Source organism: Mesorhizobium sp. Cs1299R1N3, assembly GCF_037179625.1.
Classification (GTDB): domain Bacteria; phylum Pseudomonadota; class Alphaproteobacteria; order Rhizobiales; family Rhizobiaceae; genus Mesorhizobium; species Mesorhizobium salmacidum.
Map to the genome: position 1 here is coordinate 396143 of NZ_JAPYKQ010000002.1, position 20117 is coordinate 416259.

The following is a 20117-nucleotide window of genomic DNA, read 5'->3' on the forward strand; positions in this document are numbered from 1 at the left end:
CACGCCGTTTGCCGGTTTTTCAAGATACTTCTGATATAGCAGGCCAATGTGACGCGTTGGGGCGGACGGGGACGACAGATGGGCGAATTGATCATGAGCGCTGCGGTGGCGGGGCTGACTTCGAAGAACCGCATCGCTTCAGAAGATGTCGTGATGCTGCGCCGCGACGTGTTCGCCGACGGGGTGGTGACCCGGGGCGAAGCCGAGGCCTTGTTCGCGCTCGACCAGACGGCGCGGGACAAATGCGCGGAATGGGCACCATTCTTCGTCGAGGCGGTCACCGACTACATCGTCCACCAGGAAAAGCCCTCGGGCTACATTTCGCAGGAGAATGCCGACTGGCTGGTCCGCACGATTTCGCGCGACGGCTTGGTCGACAGCCGGACCGAACTCGAATTGCTGGTCCATGTGCTGGAAGAGGCGAAATCCTCGCCGAGCCGGCTTTGCGTCTACGCGCTGGAGCAGGTCGCCCACGCCGTCGTCGACGGCAAGGGACCGCTGATGCTCGGCGGTGCACTGGGGCCCGGATTGATTGCCAGGGCCGAAGTCGAGCTTCTGCGCCGTATCCTCCATGCCCATGGCGGCGACGGCAACATCGCCATCACCCGGGCCGAGGCCGAGGTGCTGTTCAGGATCAACGAGCGGACAGCCCAGGCCAGCAACGATCCGTCCTGGAACGACCTGTTCGTCAAGGCGATCGCCAATTTCGTCATGTGCTCGGCCGGTTACGAGGCCCCGACCCGCGAGGTGGCACTGCGCCAGGAAACCTTCCTCGATCATGCCGATCCGGAAATCGGCGGTTTTTTCAGCCGCATGGTCTCCGGCGGCCTTGCCGGCATCATAGAGGCCTACCGGTCTCCTGACGACGTAGAGACCGAATGGGAAGCCAAGAACAGGGCAGCCGAGGCGCTGGCCCGTCGGGCCGAGACGATCGATGCTGGTGAAGCCGGATGGCTAATCGAGCATATCGGGGCGGACCGGCCTTTGTACGAGAATGAGCGCGCATTGCTGACCCTGATCAAGCATGCCTCACCGGAAATCCATCCGGCGCTGAAACCGTTGCTCGACAAGGTTGCCTAAGCCGCACCGTCCGCTGCTATCGTTCTGCAAAGAATGATATTGAAATGGCCTTCGGGCCATCCCGCCAATTCGGCCATCCGCTTGAAGCCAGCCTTTTCATAGAGGCCTGGTGCCTGGAAGTCGTGGCTGGAGACCCAGATCTTCTTGACGCCGCGATCCGCGGCCTCGGCGACAAAAGCCTCGAGCAGTTGCCTTGCGTAGCCGCGACCGCGGTGAGCCTCGTCAATCCACATCAATGTGAGCTCGGACGCGCCCGCCCAGGAATAGCCGGCGGCAACTCCGATCGCGTGTCCCGCATCATCGCGGATGACAAAGGTCAGCCCTCGATCATCGTCGCGGTCCGTTACACGCCGATTGTCGCGATGGAGACGTTCCTCGAGCGAACTCAATTCGACGGGCGACAGGTCGTGCTCGGCCTGTATGCGGGGACCATCAGATCCCGCCATACCAGTCGTAGCCATTGTCCTCCCAATAGCCGCCGCGGCCGCCGCCGATATTGGCGAAGCCGTCGACCAGTTCGATCTTGTAGAGATATTTCGGCATCTTGTAGCCGAGCTGGCGCTCGACGCGGACACGCAGCGGCGCGCCGTTCTCGACCGGCAGCGGCTTGCCGTTCAGGCCATAGGCGAGGATCGTTTGGGGATGGCGAGCGTCGATCAGGTCGATGGTGCCGTAGTATTTGACGTCGCCCGACAGGCTGCGGTCGATCGTGTCGAGGCAATGGAACATGACATAGCGCGCCTGCGGCTTGACCACCGCCTGGTCGAGCACCAGCGCCAGCGGCGTGCCGGTCCACTTGGCGATGCAACTCCAGCCTTCAACGCAGTCGTGGCGGGTGATCTGGGTGCGGCTCGGCATGTTCATCAGTTGCTCGCGGGTGAGCGACAGCGGCTTTTCCACGAGGCCTGAAACCTCCAGACGCCAGTCGGAGAAGTTGTTGGCGAGCAGGTTCTTGTAGGTGTCGTCATCGGGCGCGGTCACGCCGTTCGGCCGTTGCGGCTGGCGGATATCTGCCTCGGTGAATTCCGGCGCCAGCGAATTGCCGCCGCCGAGCAACCGCTGTGCCCTGTGGGTCAGGCCGTTGGCATTTTCGAGGAAACTGCGCAGGCCGCTGCCGATGCTGAGCTGACTGTCGAAGGCGTCGCAGCCCGACAGCATGACGCCGGAAGCGCCGAGGCTGGCTGCGGTCAGGAATTTCCGGCGGCTGATCTGAAATTTCGCCATTTCAGGCACTCCTCTCGGGCGTTTTGTCGTCATGCACGGGAGGATCGGTGCGGTACCAGCCGGTGATGATCGAACGCAGTTCGTTGATTGGCCCGGCGGCCACAATCATCAGGATGTGAATGATGAAGAAGGCGACCAGCAGAACCATGACGGTGAAATGGATGGTGCGGGCGGTCTGCCGTCCGCCGAGCAATTCATTGAGGAACGGCAGCACCGAATTCATGCTCGGCGACATGGCGAGGCCGGTGATGATCATCAGCGGCAAGAGCACGAACAGCACGCCGCCATAGGCCATTTTCTGCAGCGTGTTGTATTCGCGCGTGTGGTGGAATTTCAGCCTGGCGTGATTGGCGATGTCCCGCGGCAAGCGTTTGAGGTCATCCAGGCGCGGCGCCAGATCGCGGCGGATGTGGCCGTTGATCAGGCTGGCGACCAGCCAGACGATCAATGTCGTCGTCAGTATCCAGGCAAAGAAGAAGTGGATGACGCGGGCGGTGCCGAGGTCATAGTAGGAGGGGATCGTCGCCCAGGATGGGAAACCGCGCGCCGTCTCGTTACCTGCCGGACCCGACCAGCCGAGGACGCCTGTCGTGTCGAAACGGTGCCCGAAGATTTCGGTGTAACCGCGCGGCCCGGCATTGGTGTTTTCGGCGCCTATGGCGAAAACGGTGTTGTTGTAGGCGAAGCCGGATTGCTTGCCGATGTAGAGCTGAGGCCGCGCATTGAAAATCTGCAGGCCGGAAAGCAGCATGAAAAACAAGGAGATGGCCCAGAGCCAGTGTGTCAGCCGCGTCCAGCTCGACTGCCGGTAGATCAATGGTTTCTCTTTTGAAGCGGGGAGACCCGGTCCAATTTCGGATTGGCTTCTGGCAACCGATTCCATCTTGTCTGGTCTCCCGGCCTTGCGGCTTGTCCTACGTGTTCATTGTCCTCCTGATACGTCGCGATCCAAACCGATGTTTCATCCGATCACGGATTTATTATGGACGGACCGCCCAGGCTGACGGCGAGATTGACGGCCGCGGCGACGATGACCGTGTTGAAGAAGAACGACAGGATCGAGTGGACAAGCACGACACAACGCATATGCGTCGTCGAGATGTTGGTGTCGGCGGTCTGCGCCGTCATGCCGATGACGGTCGAGAAGTAGAGGAAATCCCAGCCCTCCGGGCGTCTGTCGCCCGGGAACAGCAGGCCACCGACCGGGATCTTCTTATTGGTGCCGGTGTCGACCGCGTCGCCGTCCATCCAGTAGACATGGGCATAATGGAGCGCCGCCATGGCATGGATGGTGAACCAGCCGAGCGGGATCGACAGCAGTGCGAAGCCGAGTTCGATCGGGTGATCCCCATCCTTCCGATTGATCAGCAGGAACAGCGAGATAAGCGCAACGCCGACGACAATGAGCGTCACCGCGAAGATGACCAGAACCGGCTGGTCGGTGGCGCGTGCGTTCTTGCTGAGATATTTGCCGGTGAACTTGGGCATCTGACTGACGACAAGAACGACGTAAGCGGCAAAAAATGCGTTGGCGCCGATCGAATAGGCGAGCGGGGCGTGCAGCAGCAACGCCACAAGCAGCGCAAACGCACCGATACAGGCCGACACCGCGAACAGCATATGGCGCTGCATCGGTTTCTCGATCGGGGTTTCGGCGGCCATGGCGGTCTCCACCTGGATGGCGCGTGGTTGCTACTCCGGTGTGACGGATTTCAGCGCCCGCCGCAAGATACGGTCGAGTTCGCCGAGAAACCGGGAGCGGTCCTGCGGCGCGAAGCTGGCATTGTAGCCCTTGCTCTCGCCAGTCTCGCGCAGGTGCTGCTTGAGGTCGCGCATCGCCGCTGCCATGCCGATCGTCTCGGGCGTGAACGGCCGCCCGGTCGGTCCCAGCACATGCGCGCCGAGTGCCACGGTACGTGCGGCAAGCGGAATGTCCGCCGTCACCACGATGTCGTTGGGCTTGGCGTTCTCGACGATCCAGTCATCGGCGGCGTCGGCGCTCTTGGAGACCACGACATTGCGGATCATCGGGTCGCGCGACGGACGTAGACCGCCATTGGAGACGTAGGTGACGACGACGCCAAGGCGTTCGGCGACCTTTTCTACCTCGGCCTTGACCGGGCAGGCGTCGGCGTCGACGTAGATGGCGGGTGCGGGCATTGTCTCTCCAGAAACGAGCAGGGGCCGGAAACATATCCGGCCCCTGCCTGAAATCTCATAGCGATCAGGCCGGCAAGGCGCCGGATTTCTTGGCCGTCCAGGTGGCAATGTAATCCATCAGGCCTGGATTGAGGCAGTCATAGGGCTCCAGGCCGATCGCCTTCAGCCTGCCGCGAATGCCTTCCATGCGGCTCGGGTCGACACCCGATTCGATGATCGATGAGACAAAGGCGGTGAAGCCCGGAGGCGACCAGCCGTCTTCCTCGAAGCGCTCGGGGTGAATGAAGGACAGGCCCTTGAACGCATGATCGCGCTCGACCGGTCCATGCATGTGGACGCCGCATTGGGTGCAGGCATGACGCTGGATCAGCGCTGAGGGGTCGACCACCTTCAGCTTGTCGCCATTCTCGCTGACGGTGACATCGCCGGTGCCAGCAACCGCCACCACCGAGAATATAGCGCCTTCGGGCTTCCAACATTTAGTGCAGCCGCAGGCGTGGTTGTGGGCGATCTGGCCCTTGACCTTCACCTTGACCGGCTTGCTGGTACACGCGCAGACCAGCGTGCCGCCGGCAAAGCTCGCGCTTTCCCTGGGCAGCCCATTGTCGATTTTCGGATGCAGTTTTTCCGCCATTTTTCTTTCCTCCCTATTTCAGTTATGGGCCATGTTTCACCACAGGGGTCGCTGGCCGGATGGCCGGCGGCGTGTGGCCGTCTTCAGTAAACCACGACACTCCGGATCGACTTGCCCTCATGCATGAGGTCGAATCCCCTGTTGATGTCCTCGAGCTTCAGCGTGTGGGTGATCATCGGGTCGATCTGGATCTTGCCGTCCATGTACCAGTCGACGATCTTCGGCACGTCGGTGCGACCGCGTGCGCCGCCGAAGGCGGTGCCCATCCAGCTGCGACCGGTGACCAGCTGGAACGGCCGTGTCGAAATCTCCTGACCGGCGCCGGCGACGCCGATGACGACCGATTTGCCCCAGCCGCGATGCGAGGCTTCCAGCGCCTGGCGCATCACCTTGGTGTTGCCGGTGCAGTCGAACGTGTAGTCGGCGCCGCCGATCTGGTCGGCACCGCGCTTGGTCATGTTGACGAGATGAGGGACGATGTCGCCGTCGATCTCCTTCGGATTGACGAAATGCGTCATTCCGAATCGCTCGCCCCATTCCTTCTTGTCGTTGTTCAAATCGACACCGATGATCATATCGGCGCCGGCAAGCTTCAGGCCCTGGATGACATTGAGGCCGATCCCGCCGAGACCGAAGACCACTGATGTCGCACCTTGCTCGACCTTGGCGGTGTTGATGACGGCACCGATGCCGGTCGTGACGCCGCAACCGATGTAGCAGATCTTGTCGAAGGGGGCGTCCGGATTGACCTTGGCGACCGCGATCTCGGGCAGCACCGTGAAGTTGGAGAAGGTCGAGCAGCCCATATAGTGAAAAATCTTGTCCTTGCCGATCGAGAAACGCGAGGAGCCGTCCGGCATCAGGCCCTGGCCCTGCGTGGCGCGGATGGCGGTGCAAAGATTTGTCTTCCTCGACAGGCAGGACGGACACTGCCGGCATTCGGGCGTATAGAGCGGGATGACGTGGTCACCCTTCTTGACCGAGGTGACGCCCTTGCCGACATCGACCACGACGCCGGCGCCTTCATGACCGAGAATGGCCGGGAAGATGCCTTCGGGGTCGGCGCCTGACAGCGTGAACTCGTCGGTGTGGCAGATGCCAGTCGCCTTGATCTCGACCAGCACCTCGCCATCGCGCGGTCCCTCAAGGTCGACCTCCATGATCTCCAGTGGCTTTCCGGCGGCGACAGCGACAGCGGCGCGGGTTTTCATCGGGCAGTTCCTCCAAAGGCGATTTTTGTCCCAAGGTTTCAGGTTTTGGTCCGCTCTTCAACAGTCAGATGAGACGAAATCGCGGCTTTGTTGGCGCAGATAGCACACCGCTCGACAACCAGCCCGGCTGGCCAGGGAGCGCGACGGCGCGTCGGAAAGGGTGCCCGTCATGTCGTCCACCGCGGCACTTGAGACCTGGCGACATAGTCCATAGAACTGAACCGTCTGCCGGAGGGGAATTCTGCCCGCATGTTCACCAAGATCCTGATCGCCAACCGTGGCGAGATCGCCTGCCGCGTCATCAGGACGGCGCGCAAGATGGGCATCGCCACGGTCGCCGTCTATTCCGATGCCGATCGCGATGCCGTGCACGTCGAAATGGCCGACGAGGCGGTGCATATCGGACCGTCGCCCGCCGCGCAGAGTTATCTCGTTCCTGAAAAGATCATCGCCGCCTGCAAGGCGACCGGCGCCCAGGCCGTGCATCCGGGCTATGGATTCCTGTCCGAACGAGCCGCGTTCTGCGAAGCCCTGGAAGCGGAAGGCATCGTCTTCATCGGTCCGAAGCCCAAGGCGATCAAGGCGATGGGCGACAAGATCGAATCGAAGAAGTTCGCCAACGCCGCTGAGGTTTCGACGGTTCCGGGCTGGCTTGGCGTCATCGAAAATGCCGACCATGCCGAAAAGATCGCCGGCGAGATCGGCTATCCCGTGATGATCAAGGCCTCGGCCGGTGGTGGCGGCAAAGGCATGCGCATCGCCTGGGATAGGTCGGAAGTGCGCGACGGTTTTGATCGGGCCCGCTCGGAAGCCAAGAGTTCGTTCGGCGACGACCGCGTCTTCATCGAAAAATTCGTCGTCGACCCGCGTCATATCGAGATCCAGGTGCTGGCCGACGTGCATGGCAATGCTCTCTATCTCGGCGAACGCGAATGCTCGATCCAGCGCCGCAACCAGAAGGTGGCGGAAGAGGCGCCATCGCCATTCCTCGATGCCAAGACGCGCAAGGCCATGGGCGAGCAGTCGGTGGCGCTGGCCAGGGCCGTCGATTACCAGAGCGCCGGCACCGTCGAATTCATCGTCGACAAGGACAAAAACTTCTATTTCCTTGAAATGAATACACGATTGCAGGTCGAACATCCGGTGACCGAGCTCGTCACCGGCATCGATCTGGTCGAGCAGATGATCCGCGTCGCCGCCGGCGAGAAACTCGCCATCAAGCAGAGCGACGTGAAGCTGAATGGTTGGGCGGTGGAAAGCCGGCTCTACGCCGAGGATCCCTATCGCAATTTCCTGCCGTCGATCGGCCGGCTGACGCGCTACCGGCCACCGGAGGAAGGACAGTTCGGCGACATCGTCATCCGCAACGACACCGGTGTCACCGAAGGCTCGGAAATCTCGATGTTCTACGATCCGATGCTCGCCAAGCTGTGTACCTGGGCACCGACGCGGCTCGAGGCCATAGATGCCATGTCGGAAGCGCTGGACAGCTTTGTCGTCGACGGCATCGAGCATAACATACCGTTCCTGGCGGCGCTGATGCAGCATCCGCGCTGGCGGAAAGGGGAGATATCGACCGGCTTCATCGCGGAGGAATATCCCGACGGTTTTGCCCCCGTCGTGCCGAACAGCGAGGAAAGGGCCGTGCTGGCATCGATCGTCACCGCGGTGGAGCTGCTGCGCCGCGACCGTCTCGACCGGCTGGGCGGGCGGCTGGCGCCGCATTCGGGAGCGCTCAAGCGCGACTGGGTGGTGAAGATCGGCGAAGATTATCTGCCGGTTTCTATCATTGAAGGCATGATTTCCATCCCGATGGAAATCGACCTGTCCATCGATGTCGGCAAGGCACTGACCGTTTCGTCCGACTGGCGGCCGGGTGACCTCATCTGGCGCGGCACGGTCGGCAAGCGCAGGGTTGCCGCCCAGATCCGGCCTGTCGCCAATGGCCTTCGCATCGCCTGGAAAGGCATGTCGGTGACCGCGCGCGCCATGCTGCCGCGCACCGCCGAATTGGAAAGGCTGATGCCGGACAAAGTGGCGCCGGATACGTCGAAACTTCTGCTCTGCCCGATGCCGGGGCTTGTCGTGTCGATCGCCGTTGCCGAAGGCCAGGAGGTCAAGGCCGGCGAAACCTTGGCCGTGGTCGAGGCAATGAAGATGGAAAACGTGCTGCGCGCCGAGCGCGATCTGGTCGTGGCGAAACTCAACGCCAAGCCCGGCGATAGCCTGGCTGTCGACGCTGTGATCATGGAATTCGCCTGAGCGGCTGGAAGCCTGTGGTCAGTAGTCGTTTGTGCTGGACTGGTATCGCCCGGTCCCGGACAATACATCTCCATCGACTCAAGTCTTACGGACAGCGCGACAAACCATGGCGGATGACAGACTTCCACGCGATCCCCTGAAGCGCGAAGCCGCGATCGCGGCCGCGCGTCCGGAGGTGCCGGCGCGGCCGTTCGTCCATTTGCGCGTGCACTCGGCCTATTCGCTGCTGGAGGGCGCGCTTCAGCTTGGCAAGATCGTTGGCCACGCGGTGAAAGACGAGGCGCCGGCCATCGCCGTCACCGACACCAACAATCTGTTTGGTGCACTGGAATTCGCGCAGAAGGCGGTGAAGGACGGCATCCAGCCGATCATCGGCTGCCAGATCGCGCTCGCCTTCTCGGGCGAGAACAGTGATGGCCAGCGTGACCGCCGTCGGCAAGGCCCCGATATGCGGCCGGTGGTGCTGCTCGCGGCCACTGAAGCCGGCTATTCCAATCTCGTCCGGCTGGTCAGCCGCGTTTATCTCGAAACGCCGCCCGGTGAAGCGGTGCACCTGACCACCGAAATGATGGACGGCCAATGTGACGGCCTGATTTGTCTCAGTGGCGGGCCGCGCGGCCCGATCGGCATAGCCCTGAAGGAAGATCGCCGCGATCTTGCCGAGGCGCGACTAGTCACCCTCAAGACGATGTTCGGCGACCGCCTCTATGTCGAGCTGGACCGGGTTTCGGGCTACGACAGGATGATCGAGAAATCCTCGATCGATCTCGCCTATTCCCATGAATTGCCGCTGGTTGCCACCAACGAGGCCTTCTTCTCTTCGCGCGACGAGTATGAGGCGCATGATGCGTTGATCGCCATCGCCGAGGGTTCGGTCGTCGCCGTCGACACCCGCCGCCGGCTGTCGCCGGACAATTTCCTGCGCAGCCAGGCCGACATGGCGAAATTGTTCGCCGACCTGCCGGAAGCGATCGACAACACGATCGAGATCGCGCTGCGCTGCTCCTATTATCCGAAAACGCGCAGCCCGATCCTGCCTCGTTTCACCGGCGGCGATGCCTCCGACAAGGACGCGGCCGAAAAGGCCGAGGCCGAGGAACTGGCCCGCCAGGCGCGCGAGGGGCTCGATGCCCGGCTCGCCTTGCACGGACCGACCCCGGGCTACACGGTCGTGCAATATCGTGAGCGGCTCGAATTCGAGCTTGGCATCATCGAGAAGATGAAATTCCCCGGCTACTTCCTGATCGTTGCCGACTTCATCAAATGGGCCAAGGCGCAAGGCATTCCGGTCGGGCCGGGGCGTGGTTCGGGCGCTGGTTCGCTGGTCGCCTATTCTACCACCATCACCGACATCGATCCGCTGCGCTTCTCGCTGCTGTTCGAGCGCTTCCTCAATCCGGACCGCGTGTCGATGCCCGACTTCGACATCGACTTCTGCCAGGACCGCCGCGAAGAGGTGATCCGCTATGTCCAGCAGAAATATGGCCGCGACCAGGTCGGCCAGATCATCACCTTCGGTACGCTGCAGGCGCGCGCCGTGCTGCGCGACGTCGGCCGCGTGCTGCAGATGCCCTATGGCCAGGTCGACAAGCTGTCGAAAATGGTGCCGCAGAATCCGGCCAATCCGGTCAAGCTCGCCGACGCCATCGCCAACGAGCCGCGCTTTGCCGAGGAGGCCGAGAAGGAACCGATCGTTCAGACGCTGCTCGACATGGCGCAGAAGCTGGAGGGCCTCTACCGCCATGCCTCGACACACGCCGCCGGCATCGTTATCGGCGACCGACCTTTGTCGGAACTGGTGCCGATGTACCGTGATCCGCGCTCGGATATGCCGGTCACCCAGTTCAACATGAAATATGTCGAGCAGGCCGGGCTGGTGAAGTTCGACTTCCTCGGCCTGAAGACGCTGACGGTGCTGGAGACGGCGGTGAAGTTGATCCGCCGCCGCGGCATCGACATCGACCTTGCGACGATTCCGCTCGACGATCCCGAGACCTACGCCATGCTGTCGCGCGGCGAGGTTGTTGGCGTGTTCCAGGTGGAAAGTGCTGGCATGCGCAAGGCGCTGATCGGCATGCGGCCGGACTGCATCGAGGACATCATCGCGCTGGTCGCGCTCTACCGGCCGGGCCCGATGGAAAACATCCCGACCTATAACGCCAGAAAGCATGGCGAGGAGGAGATGGCCTCGATCCATCCCAAGATCGACCATCTGGTAAAGGAGACGCAAGGCGTCATCGTCTACCAGGAACAGGTGATGCAGATCGCGCAGGAGCTGTCCGGCTATTCGCTAGGCGAAGCCGACCTTCTTCGCCGCGCCATGGGCAAGAAGATCCGCGCCGAGATGGACAAGCAGCGCGAACGCTTTGTCTCCGGCGCGGTCGAGCGCGGCGTGGCAAAGCCGCAAGCCGACTTCATTTTCGATCTGCTGGCCAAGTTCGCCGACTATGGTTTCAACAAGTCGCACGCCGCCGCCTACGCCGTCGTCTCCTACCAGACCGCCTATCTCAAGGCGCATTATCCGGTCGAGTTCCTGGCGGCGTCGATGACACTCGACATGGGCAACACCGACAAGCTCGCCGACTTCCGCCAGGATGCGCTGCGCCTGGGCATCGAAGTCCTGGCGCCGTCCGTTATGACCAGCTTCCGTGCATTCGAGGTCGGCGAGAACCGCATCTATTATTCGATGGCCGCGCTCAAGGGCGTGGGCGATGCCGCCGTGGAGCACATCGTCGCCGTTCGCGGCGAAAAGCCGTTCAAGAGCCTGGCCGATTTCTGCGAGAGGGTCGACCCGAAGATCGTCGGCAAGCGGGTTTTCGAAAGCCTGATCATGGCCGGCGCGCTCGACTGCTTCGGCCATGATCGCGCCCAGATGTTGGCTGGCGTCGAGCGGATGATGGGGCTGGCGTCGCTCGCCCAGCAGAACGCCGTTTCGGGTCAGGCCGATATCTTCGGCGCCTCGCTCGGCGCCCAATCGCAGGCGCTCAATTTGCCGGCGACCGATCCGTGGCTCGCCGCCGACCGCCTGCACCGCGAATTCCAGGTCGTCGGCTTCTATCTCTCGGCGCATCCGCTCGACGAGTACAAGGCGGCGCTGCAGAAGATGCGGGTGCAGAACTGGGCGGAGTTCTCCGCTGCCGTCAAGCGCGGCGCTTCCGCCGGCCGGCTTGCCGGCACCGTTACCAGCAAGCAGGAGCGCAAGACGCGCACCGGCAACAAGATGGGCGTGGTGGCCTTTTCCGACACCTCCGGCCAGTACGAGGCCGTGTTGTTTTCAGAAGGATTGGCCCAGTATCGCGATCTCCTCGAAGCCGGCCGCTCCGTTGTCATCACTGTCGCGGCGGAGGACAGGCCCGAGGGTGTCAACCTGCGCATCAACTCCGTCCAATCGCTGGAGGACGAAGCAAGCCGCATCCAGAAGGCTCTGCGCATTTTCGTCAGGAACGAGGGGCCTGCCTCGATCATTCAATCCCAGCTCACCCAGCGCGGGGAAAGCCAGGTGAGCATTATCGTGATCAAGGAAGAGGCGCAGGGCGAGGTCGAGATTGCCCTGAATGGCGGCTACCGCGTCTCGCCGCAGATCGCCTCGGCGATGCGCGCCGTGCCTGGTGTGGTCGAAGTGGAACTGGTGTGATCGGCGCGCTTGCCAGGCGGCAACCCGCGGGCCGGCACCAGCTGCTCATGCCGGCATGAAGGCCAAGGGGACGCGCGCATCGCAGGATCTTTCCGCGACGGCGCGTCTACGCGACATGCTGCGCAGGCTCTATCATGGGCGCTCGCCGGCCGCGTTCCGGTTCCAGCTGGTGGCCGTCATCATCGACCTCGCCATCATCGCCTTTTTCATCGCCACGCCGGTCATCCAGCAGTCGGCCTCGTTTCTGTGGCTGGACTATGCCGTGGCGGCTCTGGTCGCCGCCGATCTGATTGCCAGGCTGCTGGCCTCCAACGACATGCTGCGCCTGATGAAGCAGCCGACCTTCTGGGTGGATGCCTTCATCCTTCTGACGCTGCTAATGCCGACGGCACTCGCAAGTCTCGGCTTTCTGCGCATCCTGCGGCTGTGGTCGCTGTCGCGCAGCGGTTCGATCTGGCGGCATTTCGAGATGCGTGGCCTGCGACCCTGGCGCGAGGCAAGCCACGCGGTCATCAACCTGTTGACCTTTCTCTTTGTCATCACGGGCTTCGTTTACACGTTCTTTTTTCGCAACGGTGCCGGACTGGAAAACTACATCGACGCGCTTTACTTCACCGTCGCGACCGTGACGACAACCGGCTTCGGCGACATCGTGCTGCCGGGCATCGCCGGCAAGCTGACGGCGATCGTGACCATGATCATCGGCATATCGCTGTTCGTCAGGCTGGCGCAGGCGATCTTTCGGCCGGCCAAGGTGTTCTTTCCCTGTCCGCAATGCGGGTTGCGGCGGCATGAGCCGGACGCCGTGCACTGCAAGGCATGCGGCCATGTCCTCAACATTCCAGACGAAGGGAACTGACCGGCAGTGCTATGACGCCGCGACCTCGGCCGGCTTTACAGCTTTGCGCTGCAAGTTGAGCAGATTGCCCATCAGGATCAGCAATGCGCCGCCGGCGGTGAAGGCGTCGATCTGCTCCTGATAGAGCAGCCAGCCGATCAATGCCGACAACGGCACGCGCAGGAAATCCATCGGCGAGATCACGGTCGCGTCGGCACAGGCCAGGGCGCGGGCGAGGCAGAAATGGGACGACATGCCGGTGAAACCGATCAGGATGATCCACGGCCACAATGCAAGCGAAGGGTTGCGCCATTCATAGAGAGCCGGAACAAGGCCGACCACGGACTGGATGACCAGCATCCAGAAGATGATCCGCACGACGCTGTCCGTGCGCGTCAGCGACTTGACCAGCACCAGCGAAATGCCGAAACAGACCGCCGCGCCCAGCACGACCAGATGGCCCACATCGGCCGAGCCGACGCCTGGACGCACGATGACGACCACGCCGATCAGCCCAAGCACGATCGCCGCGAGCCGTGGCCGGCTCAGCCTTTCGCCGAGAAACGTGACCGCCAGGATCGCCGTCCAGATCGGCGTGGTGAATTCGATCGAGATCAGCACCGCCAGCGGAATGAGCGTCAACGCGTAGAGCCAGGCAGCCTGGCCGCTATAGTGGACGACATTGCGCGCGATATGGGCCAGCGGCCGCTGCGTGCGCATCGCGGCAAGCCCACCTGTCGCCATCACCAGCGGCAGCAGAATGAAGAAGCCGATGACCGAACGCAGTTCCAGCACCTGGAAGACATTGAGTTCGGCTGTGGTGGCGCGGCCGGCGACGGACATCGCCAGGAACGACGTGATCGACAGCGCCATCCAGAACGCGGCCTTGGGGATCGACGGGGTGGGTGCCATGTCCGCTATGTCGCAGGCCGTGGCTGTCGGAGCAATCGCTAGTCCATGTATTCTTCTGGGCCAGTCGCGGCGAAGGCTTTGAGAGCAGTCATGCTGCGGGCGGAACCCGATACGGCCAGGGGCGTTGAGCCCCCTAGTATCCGTGCTGTGCAAACGCGCATTCCCGTGTCGACAAGGAGGGTTTCATGAGACGATTCGCGCAAGTCGCGCTTGCTGGCTGCCTGGTGATTGCTGCGGGCGCGGCTCATGCCGACGAGACCAAATTTCTCCAGTCGTTCAAGGGCAATTTCGCTGGCAAGGGCACTGTTCAGGTAACCACGGATGTGCCGAACGTCAGTGTCTCTTGCAGCTTCAAGTCGAACGCGACCTCAACCTCGCTGTCGCTCGACGGCAACTGCCGCGGCCTGATCCTGGTGACACGCGCCATCAGCGCTCGTCTGAAGGTCAGCGGCGGCAAATACAGCGGCGTCTATGTGGGATCGCGCACCGGACCGGCGCAGCTGAACGGAAGCCGTTCCGGCAATGCGATAAACCTCGCCATTCGCTGGGCCAAGGAGGTCAATGGCGATCGCACCGCGCAGCTTACCGTACAGAAAAACGGGGCGGACGGCATTGTTTTGACGGTGGTCGACCGTGATCCCCAAACCGGCAAGAGCGTCGTGACCAGCCGCATCGATCTTCGGCGCAGCTGATCGGGTTCAATCTTCAAGCGGCTCCGGTGGATGGGCGTCGCGGCCCTTGCCGAAGGTGTAGCCGGTTTGCACAGCCTTGCGCCCGAACTTGTCGCGCAACGCATCGATGGCGCCTTCGGCCATGGCGCGCTTGCGCGACTGGACATCGACCAGATCCGGCGGGTCGGCCTTGTCGTCGTCGGAGAGGTCGCTGACACCGATGCCGAGCAATCGAAATTTCGTTCCGTCCGTCTCCTTGCGAAGAAGGTCCACGCCGGTCGAAAAGATGCGGTCGGCGAGCCGGGTCGGGTCGCCGAGTTGGCGGTTGCGCGTGCGCAGCTTGAAATCCTGGGTCTTCAGCTTCAGCACGACGGTGCGCCCGGCAATGCCTGACTTCTTCAGCCGCGCCGAGATTTTTTCCGAAAGGCCCCTCAGCACGGAGACCAGCTCTTCCAGCGAGGCGATGTCGGTGTCGAAAGTGGTTTCGGCCGATACGCTCTTGGCGTCCTGGTCGGGGTCGACGCGGCGGACATCCTCACCGCGCGAAAGCCGGTAGAGCCGTTCGCCCATCACCCCATAGCGGCGCATGAGGTCGCCGCGTTCCATCTTCTGAAGTTGGCCGATGGTGCGGATGCCATCCTGTTCGAGCGTGGCGTTGAACCCCTTGCCGACACCCCAGATCATGGTCACCGGCTGCGTTGCCAGAAAGCCGACCGCTTCGGCCTCGCCAATGACGGAGAAGCCGCGCGGCTTGCGGAAGTCGGACGCGATCTTGGCGAGAAACTTGCAGTAGGACAGGCCAGATGAAACGGTGATGCCGATCTCCTTCTCCACGGCCAGCGCGAAGCGCGCCAGCACCACCGCCGGCGGCAGGCCGTGCAGCCGCTCGGTGCCGGCGAGATCGAGGAATGCCTCATCGATCGACAGCGGCTCGACCAGTGGCGTCAAGGCCTGCATCATGGCGCGCACCTCGCGGCCGACGGCCACATACTTTTCCATGTTGGGCGCGATCACGACCGCCTCGGGGCAGGCCTCGAGCGCCTTGAACATCGGCATGGCGGAGCGCACGCCGCGGATGCGTGCGATATAGCAGGCGGTGGAGACGACGCCGCGCTTGCCGCCGCCAATGATCAACGGCTTGTCCTTGAGCGCCGGGTTGTCGCGCTTTTCGATCGCCGCGTAGAACGCATCGCAATCGATATGGGCCAGATGCAGCCGGTAAAGCTCGGGATGGCGGGCAAGGCGAGGGCTGCCGCAGCGTTCGCAGCGGCGCGTTTCACCGCGCTGAAACATCAGGCAGTCACGACAAAAACCGTGATCGGGATTGTTGACAGGAGCCGCCATCGCTGCGAACATAAAGAGAACAGAAGCAATGGTACGACAGCGCAAGGCCAGCGACAAGCCTGGCCTGGGGAGAACGCATGAGCACGACGGTAGTGCCGCTGGCGCCTGAGCTCTGGCCTGAATTCGAGGATCTTTTTGGCAAGCAGGGCGCCTGCTACGGCTGCTGGTGCACGCATTTCCGGCTGGCTCCGGCGGCGCGGCGCGAGAGCAGTCGTGAACGCAACAAGGACCACATCAAGGCGCGCATCGAGGCCGGCCCACCGCCCGGCCTGCTGGCTTTCGAGGATGGCAAGGCGGTTGGCTGGATGCAGATCGGGCCACGCGCCGACGTGCCCGAATGGAACAACAAGGGCAGGGGCTCGGCGCCGATCGATCCCGCCGACGCGTCCGATCCGGCCGTCTGGGCGATCTCGTGCTTTTTCATCCGCGCCAAGGCGCGCGGCAGGGGCATCACGCACCGCCTCGTCGAAGGCGGCATCGATTTCGCCCGCAGGAACGGGGCACGGCTTGTCGAGGCCTGCCCGATCGACCTGTCGCGCGATTCGCGTTCGATCGGCCTGTTTGTCGGCTCATCCGGGGTCTTCGAGAAGGCCGGATTCGAGAGGCTTGTGGAGCGCAAGGCCGGCCGGCCGCTGATGCGACTGACATTGTAAGAAAACTTCAGCTTGCAGTTGCATGGTATTTTCTACAGCAAAGTGATTTTGCTCATCGGGAAATAAGGGGAGCGGGGCGAAACTGAATCCTTTATTCTGCAGCGGTGCCAGATTGCGCGGCTGGTCGACGAACCATTCGCCGCTGATGCGGCCGGTGTTGAAGCCGAAAGCCTGGCCGTCATCGTCTTGCAGTCGTGATGGTATTTCCCTACCAGAGATACGAAACGAATTTTGCCTTCGACCGAACGGAGAATTCCCGTGAACCGTATGTTGCCAATTGCCTTTACCGCGCTTCTGCTCAGTGCGCCTGCTTTCGGCCAGACCGTCGACAGCCAGGGCGCCAAGCAATTGTCCGATGACCTGTCCCGCTATGTCGGCAAACAGGCGCTCGATAAGGGTATCCTGAAGGTTTCGGCCGAAGGCGACGCCTACAAGATCGTGTTCGATTTCAAGGCGCTTGCCAGCAGCTTTCCCGACCAGAAGCTGATGAAATTCGACTTTGCGCCCTACGCCCTGCTGGTCAAGCCGCGCAGTGATGGGTCCTGGGATGTCTCGATGGATTTTTCGCAGAGCGCGTCCTTCGAGTTCAACGGCCCCCAGGGAAAGCAAAGCACGCGGTTTTCGATCAAGGACGGCAAGGGCAGCGGCGTTTATGACCCCAAGCTGGCGGCCTTCACCAGCGCCACGAGCTCGATTGCCGGGATGACGATGTCGTCGCAGGATAGCAAGCAGCAGGTGGAGGCGAGCGCTGGTGCTGGCACCGTGACGCTTTCCGCGACCAAGGCGGCCAATGGCGGCGTCGATTTCACGACATCGCAAAAGATTTCGAACTTCGTCGAAGCGATAAAATTCAATGATCCCGAGAACGGGCTGAATTTTCCCGTTACCGTGAAGTCGCCGGAATTTTCTGTGGAGGCCGGCGGCAAGGGTGTGCAGACCAAGCCTCTGCTCGACCTCCTGGCGTTTGCCGTGGCCAATGAGGACGAGAAGACGCTGAAGGCAAACCAGGCGCAGCTCAAGTCACTTCTGCTTGCAGCACTTCCGGTGTGGGAGCGTATCGACGGAACCTATGGCTTCAAGGATCTCGCGGTCGACAGCCCGATCGGTACGTTCGGGGCAACCCAGTTCGGCATAGCGTTCGGTTCCGACGGGGTCGCCCAGAACGGCAAGGTCAGCTATGGCATCAAGGCTTCGGGACTGACCGTGCCGCAGCAGCTCCTGCCGAGTTGGAGCGTGGCGCTACTGCCCACCGATATCGACCTGAACTTCGGCGGCGCCAACATCGATCTCGACAGCATGGCGAAGAAGGCGATCGAAGCCTTTGACCTCAATCAGAATCCGCCGCTGCCGGCCGAGTTCGGCGACCAGCTCAAAGCCGACTTCCTTGCCAAGACGCCGAAGGTCGTCATCGGCCACAGCACCGTGAAGAACAAGGACATGGAAATCGCGCTGGAAGGCGAGATGACAAGCTTCGGCCAGAAACCTGACGCAAATCTCACTGTCGACGTCGCCGGCTTCGACAAGATCATGGAACATCTGCAGGAAGCAGCGAAGGCGGAGCCGGAGGTCGGGCAGTATGTGCCTGTCGCTCTCATGGCGAAGGGTTTTGCCAAGACGCTGCCGGACGGCAAGCTGGAATGGGTCATCAGCACCAAGGCCGACGGCTCGGTCGCCGTCAACGGCGTCATGCTGAAGCCCGCCGACCCAGCGGTGGACGACAGCGTCGACGATGGTGACGGCTCGGACGACGAGAGCGGCGGCAGCGACAATGGCGGCGGTGACAATGGCGGCAGCGCTAACGGCGGGGCAGGGGCTAAGCTCAATCCTTGAGGTTTCAGCCCTCGACCAATTCCAGGAAAAGTGTAAAGCGGTTTTCCGCGCGGGAGTGCGTCAAAGCGCCTGAAGTCCCAGTGCGGCCGCGATCTTTGGCGCGGCTTGGTGCCAATCCTGGACGACCACGACATCGTCCGGGACCGACGGCAGGAACGCGCGCAGCGAATTGTCGGCCATCAGATGGAAGAGATTTGCGTCGGCGACAGATTCCCGCACCGACGCCAGATTGGCCGGTTGGTCGTCGACGAAGACCACCGGCCGCCCGGTCTTGCCGCGCAGCCTGGCCACCGCCGGGCCCTTGGCCATTTCGGTGGTCAGCAGCGGATAGCTTAGCCCGAGGGCGTCGAGATGGGCGCGCCGCACGGCACGATGCCTGTGCGGCATGGCCGTCAGCAATATGATTTCCGCGCGGTCTCCAAGCCCCGTCAGAGCTTCCGCGGCTCCATCGGTGATGCTCTGCCAATCGGCTTGCGCGTCGAAGAAATCACCCAAAAGTGCCATGACTTCGGGTTGTTCGATCAGCCGGCCGCTGGCCGTTTCGGCAATGTTACCGGTCAGCCGGAAGGATGCCAACGTCAGGCCATAGCCACGTGCCTTGAGGAAATGCGGGAAAGGGCGGATGAATTCGAGCACCACGTCGTCGACGTCGAGCACGAGCAGCGGCCTGTCGTCAGCCGCCAGTTCCTCGATCTGGCGCGCGGTTTCGGGATCATCGCTCATGTGGAACGCTCGTGATTGTCATCGCCAAGCGGCAAGGCGCGCAACGCCTTGCCGACAGCCGCCGGTGGCGTGCCGGTTTCCTCGGCGAAGCGCATCAAAGTCGGCTCGTGGGCGAGAATGAATTGCAGGACGCCGGCCAGGAAACCCGGCTCGCCGGCCGCCCGGCGGATCGAATGCGCCTCTATTCCGGTGATCGCAAGAAAGCGCGGTAAAAGCTCCGGATCGGCGGCAACGAAGCCCAATGCCTTTACGGCAATGGTTTCGGCCTCTTCGCGCATTGACGCTGCGTTTGCCATCACTACCTTCGGTGTGTGGAATGAGTCTCTCCCGCAGTAATGGCAAGAGTTGGCCGCGGCAAGCCATTAGAGCGCGGCGCACCTTTTGGATGCGCGGGAGGCGCGGCGGAATTCGTGCTGCTTTGCAGGCTACGGGTTTCCGTTTCGTCAATCATATTGCCGTATCGTGAAGCAGGGTTTGGTGCGTCCAAGGAAAGAGCGCATGACGGCCACCTCCGGGCGGAGGACGGCCGGGACGGGATTTCGATGCCTAAGAAGGTCATGATCGTCGAGGACAATGAGCTCAATATGAAGCTCTTTCGGGACCTCATCGAAGCAAGCGGTTACGAGACGGTGCGCACCCGCAACGGTCTGGAAGCGCTCGACCTGGCGCGCCAACACCGGCCGGACCTCATCCTGATGGACATCCAACTGCCAGAAGTGTCGGGGCTGGAAGTGACCAAATGGCTGAAGGAGGACGACGATCTGCACGTCATCCCGGTCATTGCCGTGACTGCCTTCGCGATGAAGGGCGACGAGGAACGCATCCGCCAGGGCGGCTGCGAGGCCTATATTTCGAAGCCGATCTCGGTGCCGCGCTTCATCGAAACCATCAAATCCTATCTGGGCGATGCCTGATGTTCCCTTCCAGCCGAGCCGGAGCCT

The 20117-nt window shown here is 62.4% G+C and carries 19 protein-coding genes; 8 read left to right on the top strand and 11 right to left on the bottom strand.

Annotation, left to right across the window (positions count from 1 at the left end):
• Window positions 1–78 precede the first annotated feature (78 nt).
• Window positions 79–1080, top strand: coding sequence for a hypothetical protein (locus O7B34_RS07365; RefSeq protein WP_337145469.1), 1002 nt, complete (start codon window positions 79–81; stop codon window positions 1078–1080).
• Here the strand turns inward: O7B34_RS07365 and O7B34_RS07370 are convergent.
• The 7 genes from O7B34_RS07370 to O7B34_RS07400 form a co-directional block, all read right to left on the bottom strand.
• A complete protein-coding gene (locus O7B34_RS07370; protein ID WP_337145470.1) occupies window positions 1077–1526 on the bottom strand; it encodes a GNAT family N-acetyltransferase in 450 nt (149 codons plus the stop codon). The two genes, O7B34_RS07365 and O7B34_RS07370, sit on opposite strands and share 4 nt — an antisense overlap.
• Window positions 1513–2304, bottom strand: a complete 792-nt coding sequence (locus O7B34_RS07375; RefSeq protein WP_337145471.1) for a molybdopterin-binding protein — start codon at window positions 2302–2304, stop codon at window positions 1513–1515. The genes O7B34_RS07370 and O7B34_RS07375 overlap by 14 nt, the downstream gene beginning before the upstream one ends.
• Window position 2305: 1 nt before the next feature.
• The gene (locus O7B34_RS07380) at window positions 2306–3187 is read right to left on the bottom strand and encodes a cytochrome b/b6 domain-containing protein (RefSeq protein ID WP_140718254.1); all 882 of its coding nucleotides are present in this window, start codon (window positions 3185–3187) and stop codon (window positions 2306–2308) included.
• Window positions 3188–3273: 86 nt separating this feature from the next.
• Window positions 3274–3966 carry a DUF1345 domain-containing protein gene (locus tag O7B34_RS07385; protein WP_027144996.1) on the bottom strand — a complete coding sequence of 231 codons (693 nt, stop codon included), beginning with the start codon at window positions 3964–3966 and terminating at the stop codon, window positions 3274–3276.
• Between the two features lie 30 nt (window positions 3967–3996).
• Window positions 3997–4464, bottom strand: a complete 468-nt coding sequence (locus O7B34_RS07390; protein ID WP_337145472.1) for a YaiI/YqxD family protein — start codon at window positions 4462–4464, stop codon at window positions 3997–3999.
• Window positions 4465–4528: 64 nt separating this feature from the next.
• Window positions 4529–5098, bottom strand: a complete 570-nt coding sequence (gfa, locus tag O7B34_RS07395; protein ID WP_337145473.1) for an S-(hydroxymethyl)glutathione synthase — start codon at window positions 5096–5098, stop codon at window positions 4529–4531.
• Window positions 5099–5181: 83 nt separating this feature from the next.
• A complete protein-coding gene (locus O7B34_RS07400; protein WP_337145474.1) occupies window positions 5182–6309 on the bottom strand; it encodes an S-(hydroxymethyl)glutathione dehydrogenase/class III alcohol dehydrogenase in 1128 nt (375 codons plus the stop codon).
• A gap of 249 nt (window positions 6310–6558) precedes the next feature.
• Between O7B34_RS07400 and O7B34_RS07405 the strand changes: the two genes are divergently transcribed.
• The 3 genes from O7B34_RS07405 (at window position 6559) to O7B34_RS07415 (ending at window position 13064) form a co-directional block, all read left to right on the top strand.
• A complete protein-coding gene (locus O7B34_RS07405; RefSeq protein ID WP_337145475.1) occupies window positions 6559–8571 on the top strand; it encodes an acetyl/propionyl/methylcrotonyl-CoA carboxylase subunit alpha in 2013 nt (670 codons plus the stop codon).
• Window positions 8572–8677: 106 nt separating this feature from the next.
• On the top strand, window positions 8678–12205 hold the full coding sequence (dnaE, locus tag O7B34_RS07410) for a DNA polymerase III subunit alpha (RefSeq protein ID WP_337145476.1): 3528 nt from the start codon (window positions 8678–8680) through the stop codon (window positions 12203–12205).
• A 55-nt stretch (window positions 12206–12260) separates the two neighbouring features.
• Window positions 12261–13064 (top strand): potassium channel family protein, encoded by an 804-nt coding sequence (locus O7B34_RS07415; protein WP_337145477.1) that lies wholly within the window; start codon window positions 12261–12263, stop codon window positions 13062–13064.
• Window positions 13065–13073: 9 nt separating this feature from the next.
• Here O7B34_RS07415 and O7B34_RS07420 read toward each other — a convergent pair whose 3' ends face one another.
• Entirely contained in the window at window positions 13074–13955 is an 882-nt protein-coding gene (locus O7B34_RS07420; RefSeq protein WP_337145478.1) for a DMT family transporter, read from the bottom strand.
• Window positions 13956–14140: 185 nt separating this feature from the next.
• On the opposite strand from O7B34_RS07420, the gene O7B34_RS07425 reads away from it, so the two are divergent.
• The gene (locus O7B34_RS07425; protein WP_337145479.1) at window positions 14141–14647 is read left to right on the top strand and encodes a hypothetical protein; all 507 of its coding nucleotides are present in this window, start codon (window positions 14141–14143) and stop codon (window positions 14645–14647) included.
• A gap of 6 nt (window positions 14648–14653) precedes the next feature.
• Here the strand turns inward: O7B34_RS07425 and O7B34_RS07430 are convergent, their stop codons facing one another.
• The gene (locus O7B34_RS07430; protein ID WP_337145480.1) at window positions 14654–15982 is read right to left on the bottom strand and encodes a DNA polymerase IV; all 1329 of its coding nucleotides are present in this window, start codon (window positions 15980–15982) and stop codon (window positions 14654–14656) included.
• A 65-nt stretch (window positions 15983–16047) separates the two neighbouring features.
• On the opposite strand from O7B34_RS07430, the gene O7B34_RS07435 reads away from it, so the two are divergent.
• A complete protein-coding gene (locus tag O7B34_RS07435) occupies window positions 16048–16623 on the top strand; it encodes a GNAT family N-acetyltransferase (RefSeq protein ID WP_337109191.1) in 576 nt (191 codons plus the stop codon).
• A gap of 267 nt (window positions 16624–16890) precedes the next feature.
• Window positions 16891–18453 carry a hypothetical protein gene (locus O7B34_RS07440; RefSeq protein ID WP_337145638.1) on the top strand — a complete coding sequence of 521 codons (1563 nt, stop codon included), beginning with the start codon at window positions 16891–16893 and terminating at the stop codon, window positions 18451–18453.
• A gap of 60 nt (window positions 18454–18513) precedes the next feature.
• Here the strand turns inward: O7B34_RS07440 and O7B34_RS07445 are convergent, their stop codons facing one another.
• A complete protein-coding gene (locus O7B34_RS07445) occupies window positions 18514–19176 on the bottom strand; it encodes a hypothetical protein (protein WP_337145481.1) in 663 nt (220 codons plus the stop codon).
• Window positions 19173–19472 carry a DUF3572 domain-containing protein gene (locus tag O7B34_RS07450; protein ID WP_027144983.1) on the bottom strand — a complete coding sequence of 100 codons (300 nt, stop codon included), beginning with the start codon at window positions 19470–19472 and terminating at the stop codon, window positions 19173–19175. Before O7B34_RS07450 ends, O7B34_RS07445 begins: the two co-directional genes overlap by 4 nt.
• Before the next feature lie 246 nt (window positions 19473–19718).
• On the opposite strand from O7B34_RS07450, the gene O7B34_RS07455 reads away from it, so the two are divergent.
• On the top strand, window positions 19719–20090 hold the full coding sequence (locus O7B34_RS07455; RefSeq protein WP_006334976.1) for a response regulator: 372 nt from the start codon (window positions 19719–19721) through the stop codon (window positions 20088–20090).
• Window positions 20091–20117 lie beyond the last annotated feature (27 nt).

Coding starts and splice junctions, on each gene's coding strand:
- O7B34_RS07365 (WP_337145469.1), top strand. CDS start 79: ATGGGCGAATTGATCATGAGCGCTGCGGTGGCGGGGCTGACTTCGAAG.
- O7B34_RS07370 (WP_337145470.1), bottom strand. CDS start 1,526: ATGGCGGGATCTGATGGTCCCCGCATACAGGCCGAGCACGACCTGTCG.
- O7B34_RS07375 (WP_337145471.1), bottom strand. CDS start 2,304: ATGGCGAAATTTCAGATCAGCCGCCGGAAATTCCTGACCGCAGCCAGC.
- O7B34_RS07380 (WP_140718254.1), bottom strand. CDS start 3,187: ATGGAATCGGTTGCCAGAAGCCAATCCGAAATTGGACCGGGTCTCCCC.
- O7B34_RS07385 (WP_027144996.1), bottom strand. CDS start 3,966: ATGGCCGCCGAAACCCCGATCGAGAAACCGATGCAGCGCCATATGCTG.
- O7B34_RS07390 (WP_337145472.1), bottom strand. CDS start 4,464: ATGCCCGCACCCGCCATCTACGTCGACGCCGACGCCTGCCCGGTCAAG.
- gfa (WP_337145473.1), bottom strand. CDS start 5,098: ATGGCGGAAAAACTGCATCCGAAAATCGACAATGGGCTGCCCAGGGAA.
- O7B34_RS07400 (WP_337145474.1), bottom strand. CDS start 6,309: ATGAAAACCCGCGCCGCTGTCGCTGTCGCCGCCGGAAAGCCACTGGAG.
- O7B34_RS07405 (WP_337145475.1), top strand. CDS start 6,559: ATGTTCACCAAGATCCTGATCGCCAACCGTGGCGAGATCGCCTGCCGC.
- dnaE (WP_337145476.1), top strand. CDS start 8,678: ATGGCGGATGACAGACTTCCACGCGATCCCCTGAAGCGCGAAGCCGCG.
- O7B34_RS07415 (WP_337145477.1), top strand. CDS start 12,261: ATGAAGGCCAAGGGGACGCGCGCATCGCAGGATCTTTCCGCGACGGCG.
- O7B34_RS07420 (WP_337145478.1), bottom strand. CDS start 13,955: ATGGCACCCACCCCGTCGATCCCCAAGGCCGCGTTCTGGATGGCGCTG.
- O7B34_RS07425 (WP_337145479.1), top strand. CDS start 14,141: ATGAGACGATTCGCGCAAGTCGCGCTTGCTGGCTGCCTGGTGATTGCT.
- O7B34_RS07430 (WP_337145480.1), bottom strand. CDS start 15,982: ATGTTCGCAGCGATGGCGGCTCCTGTCAACAATCCCGATCACGGTTTT.
- O7B34_RS07435 (WP_337109191.1), top strand. CDS start 16,048: ATGAGCACGACGGTAGTGCCGCTGGCGCCTGAGCTCTGGCCTGAATTC.
- O7B34_RS07440 (WP_337145638.1), top strand. CDS start 16,891: ATGTTGCCAATTGCCTTTACCGCGCTTCTGCTCAGTGCGCCTGCTTTC.
- O7B34_RS07445 (WP_337145481.1), bottom strand. CDS start 19,176: ATGAGCGATGATCCCGAAACCGCGCGCCAGATCGAGGAACTGGCGGCT.
- O7B34_RS07450 (WP_027144983.1), bottom strand. CDS start 19,472: ATGGCAAACGCAGCGTCAATGCGCGAAGAGGCCGAAACCATTGCCGTA.
- O7B34_RS07455 (WP_006334976.1), top strand. CDS start 19,719: ATGCCTAAGAAGGTCATGATCGTCGAGGACAATGAGCTCAATATGAAG.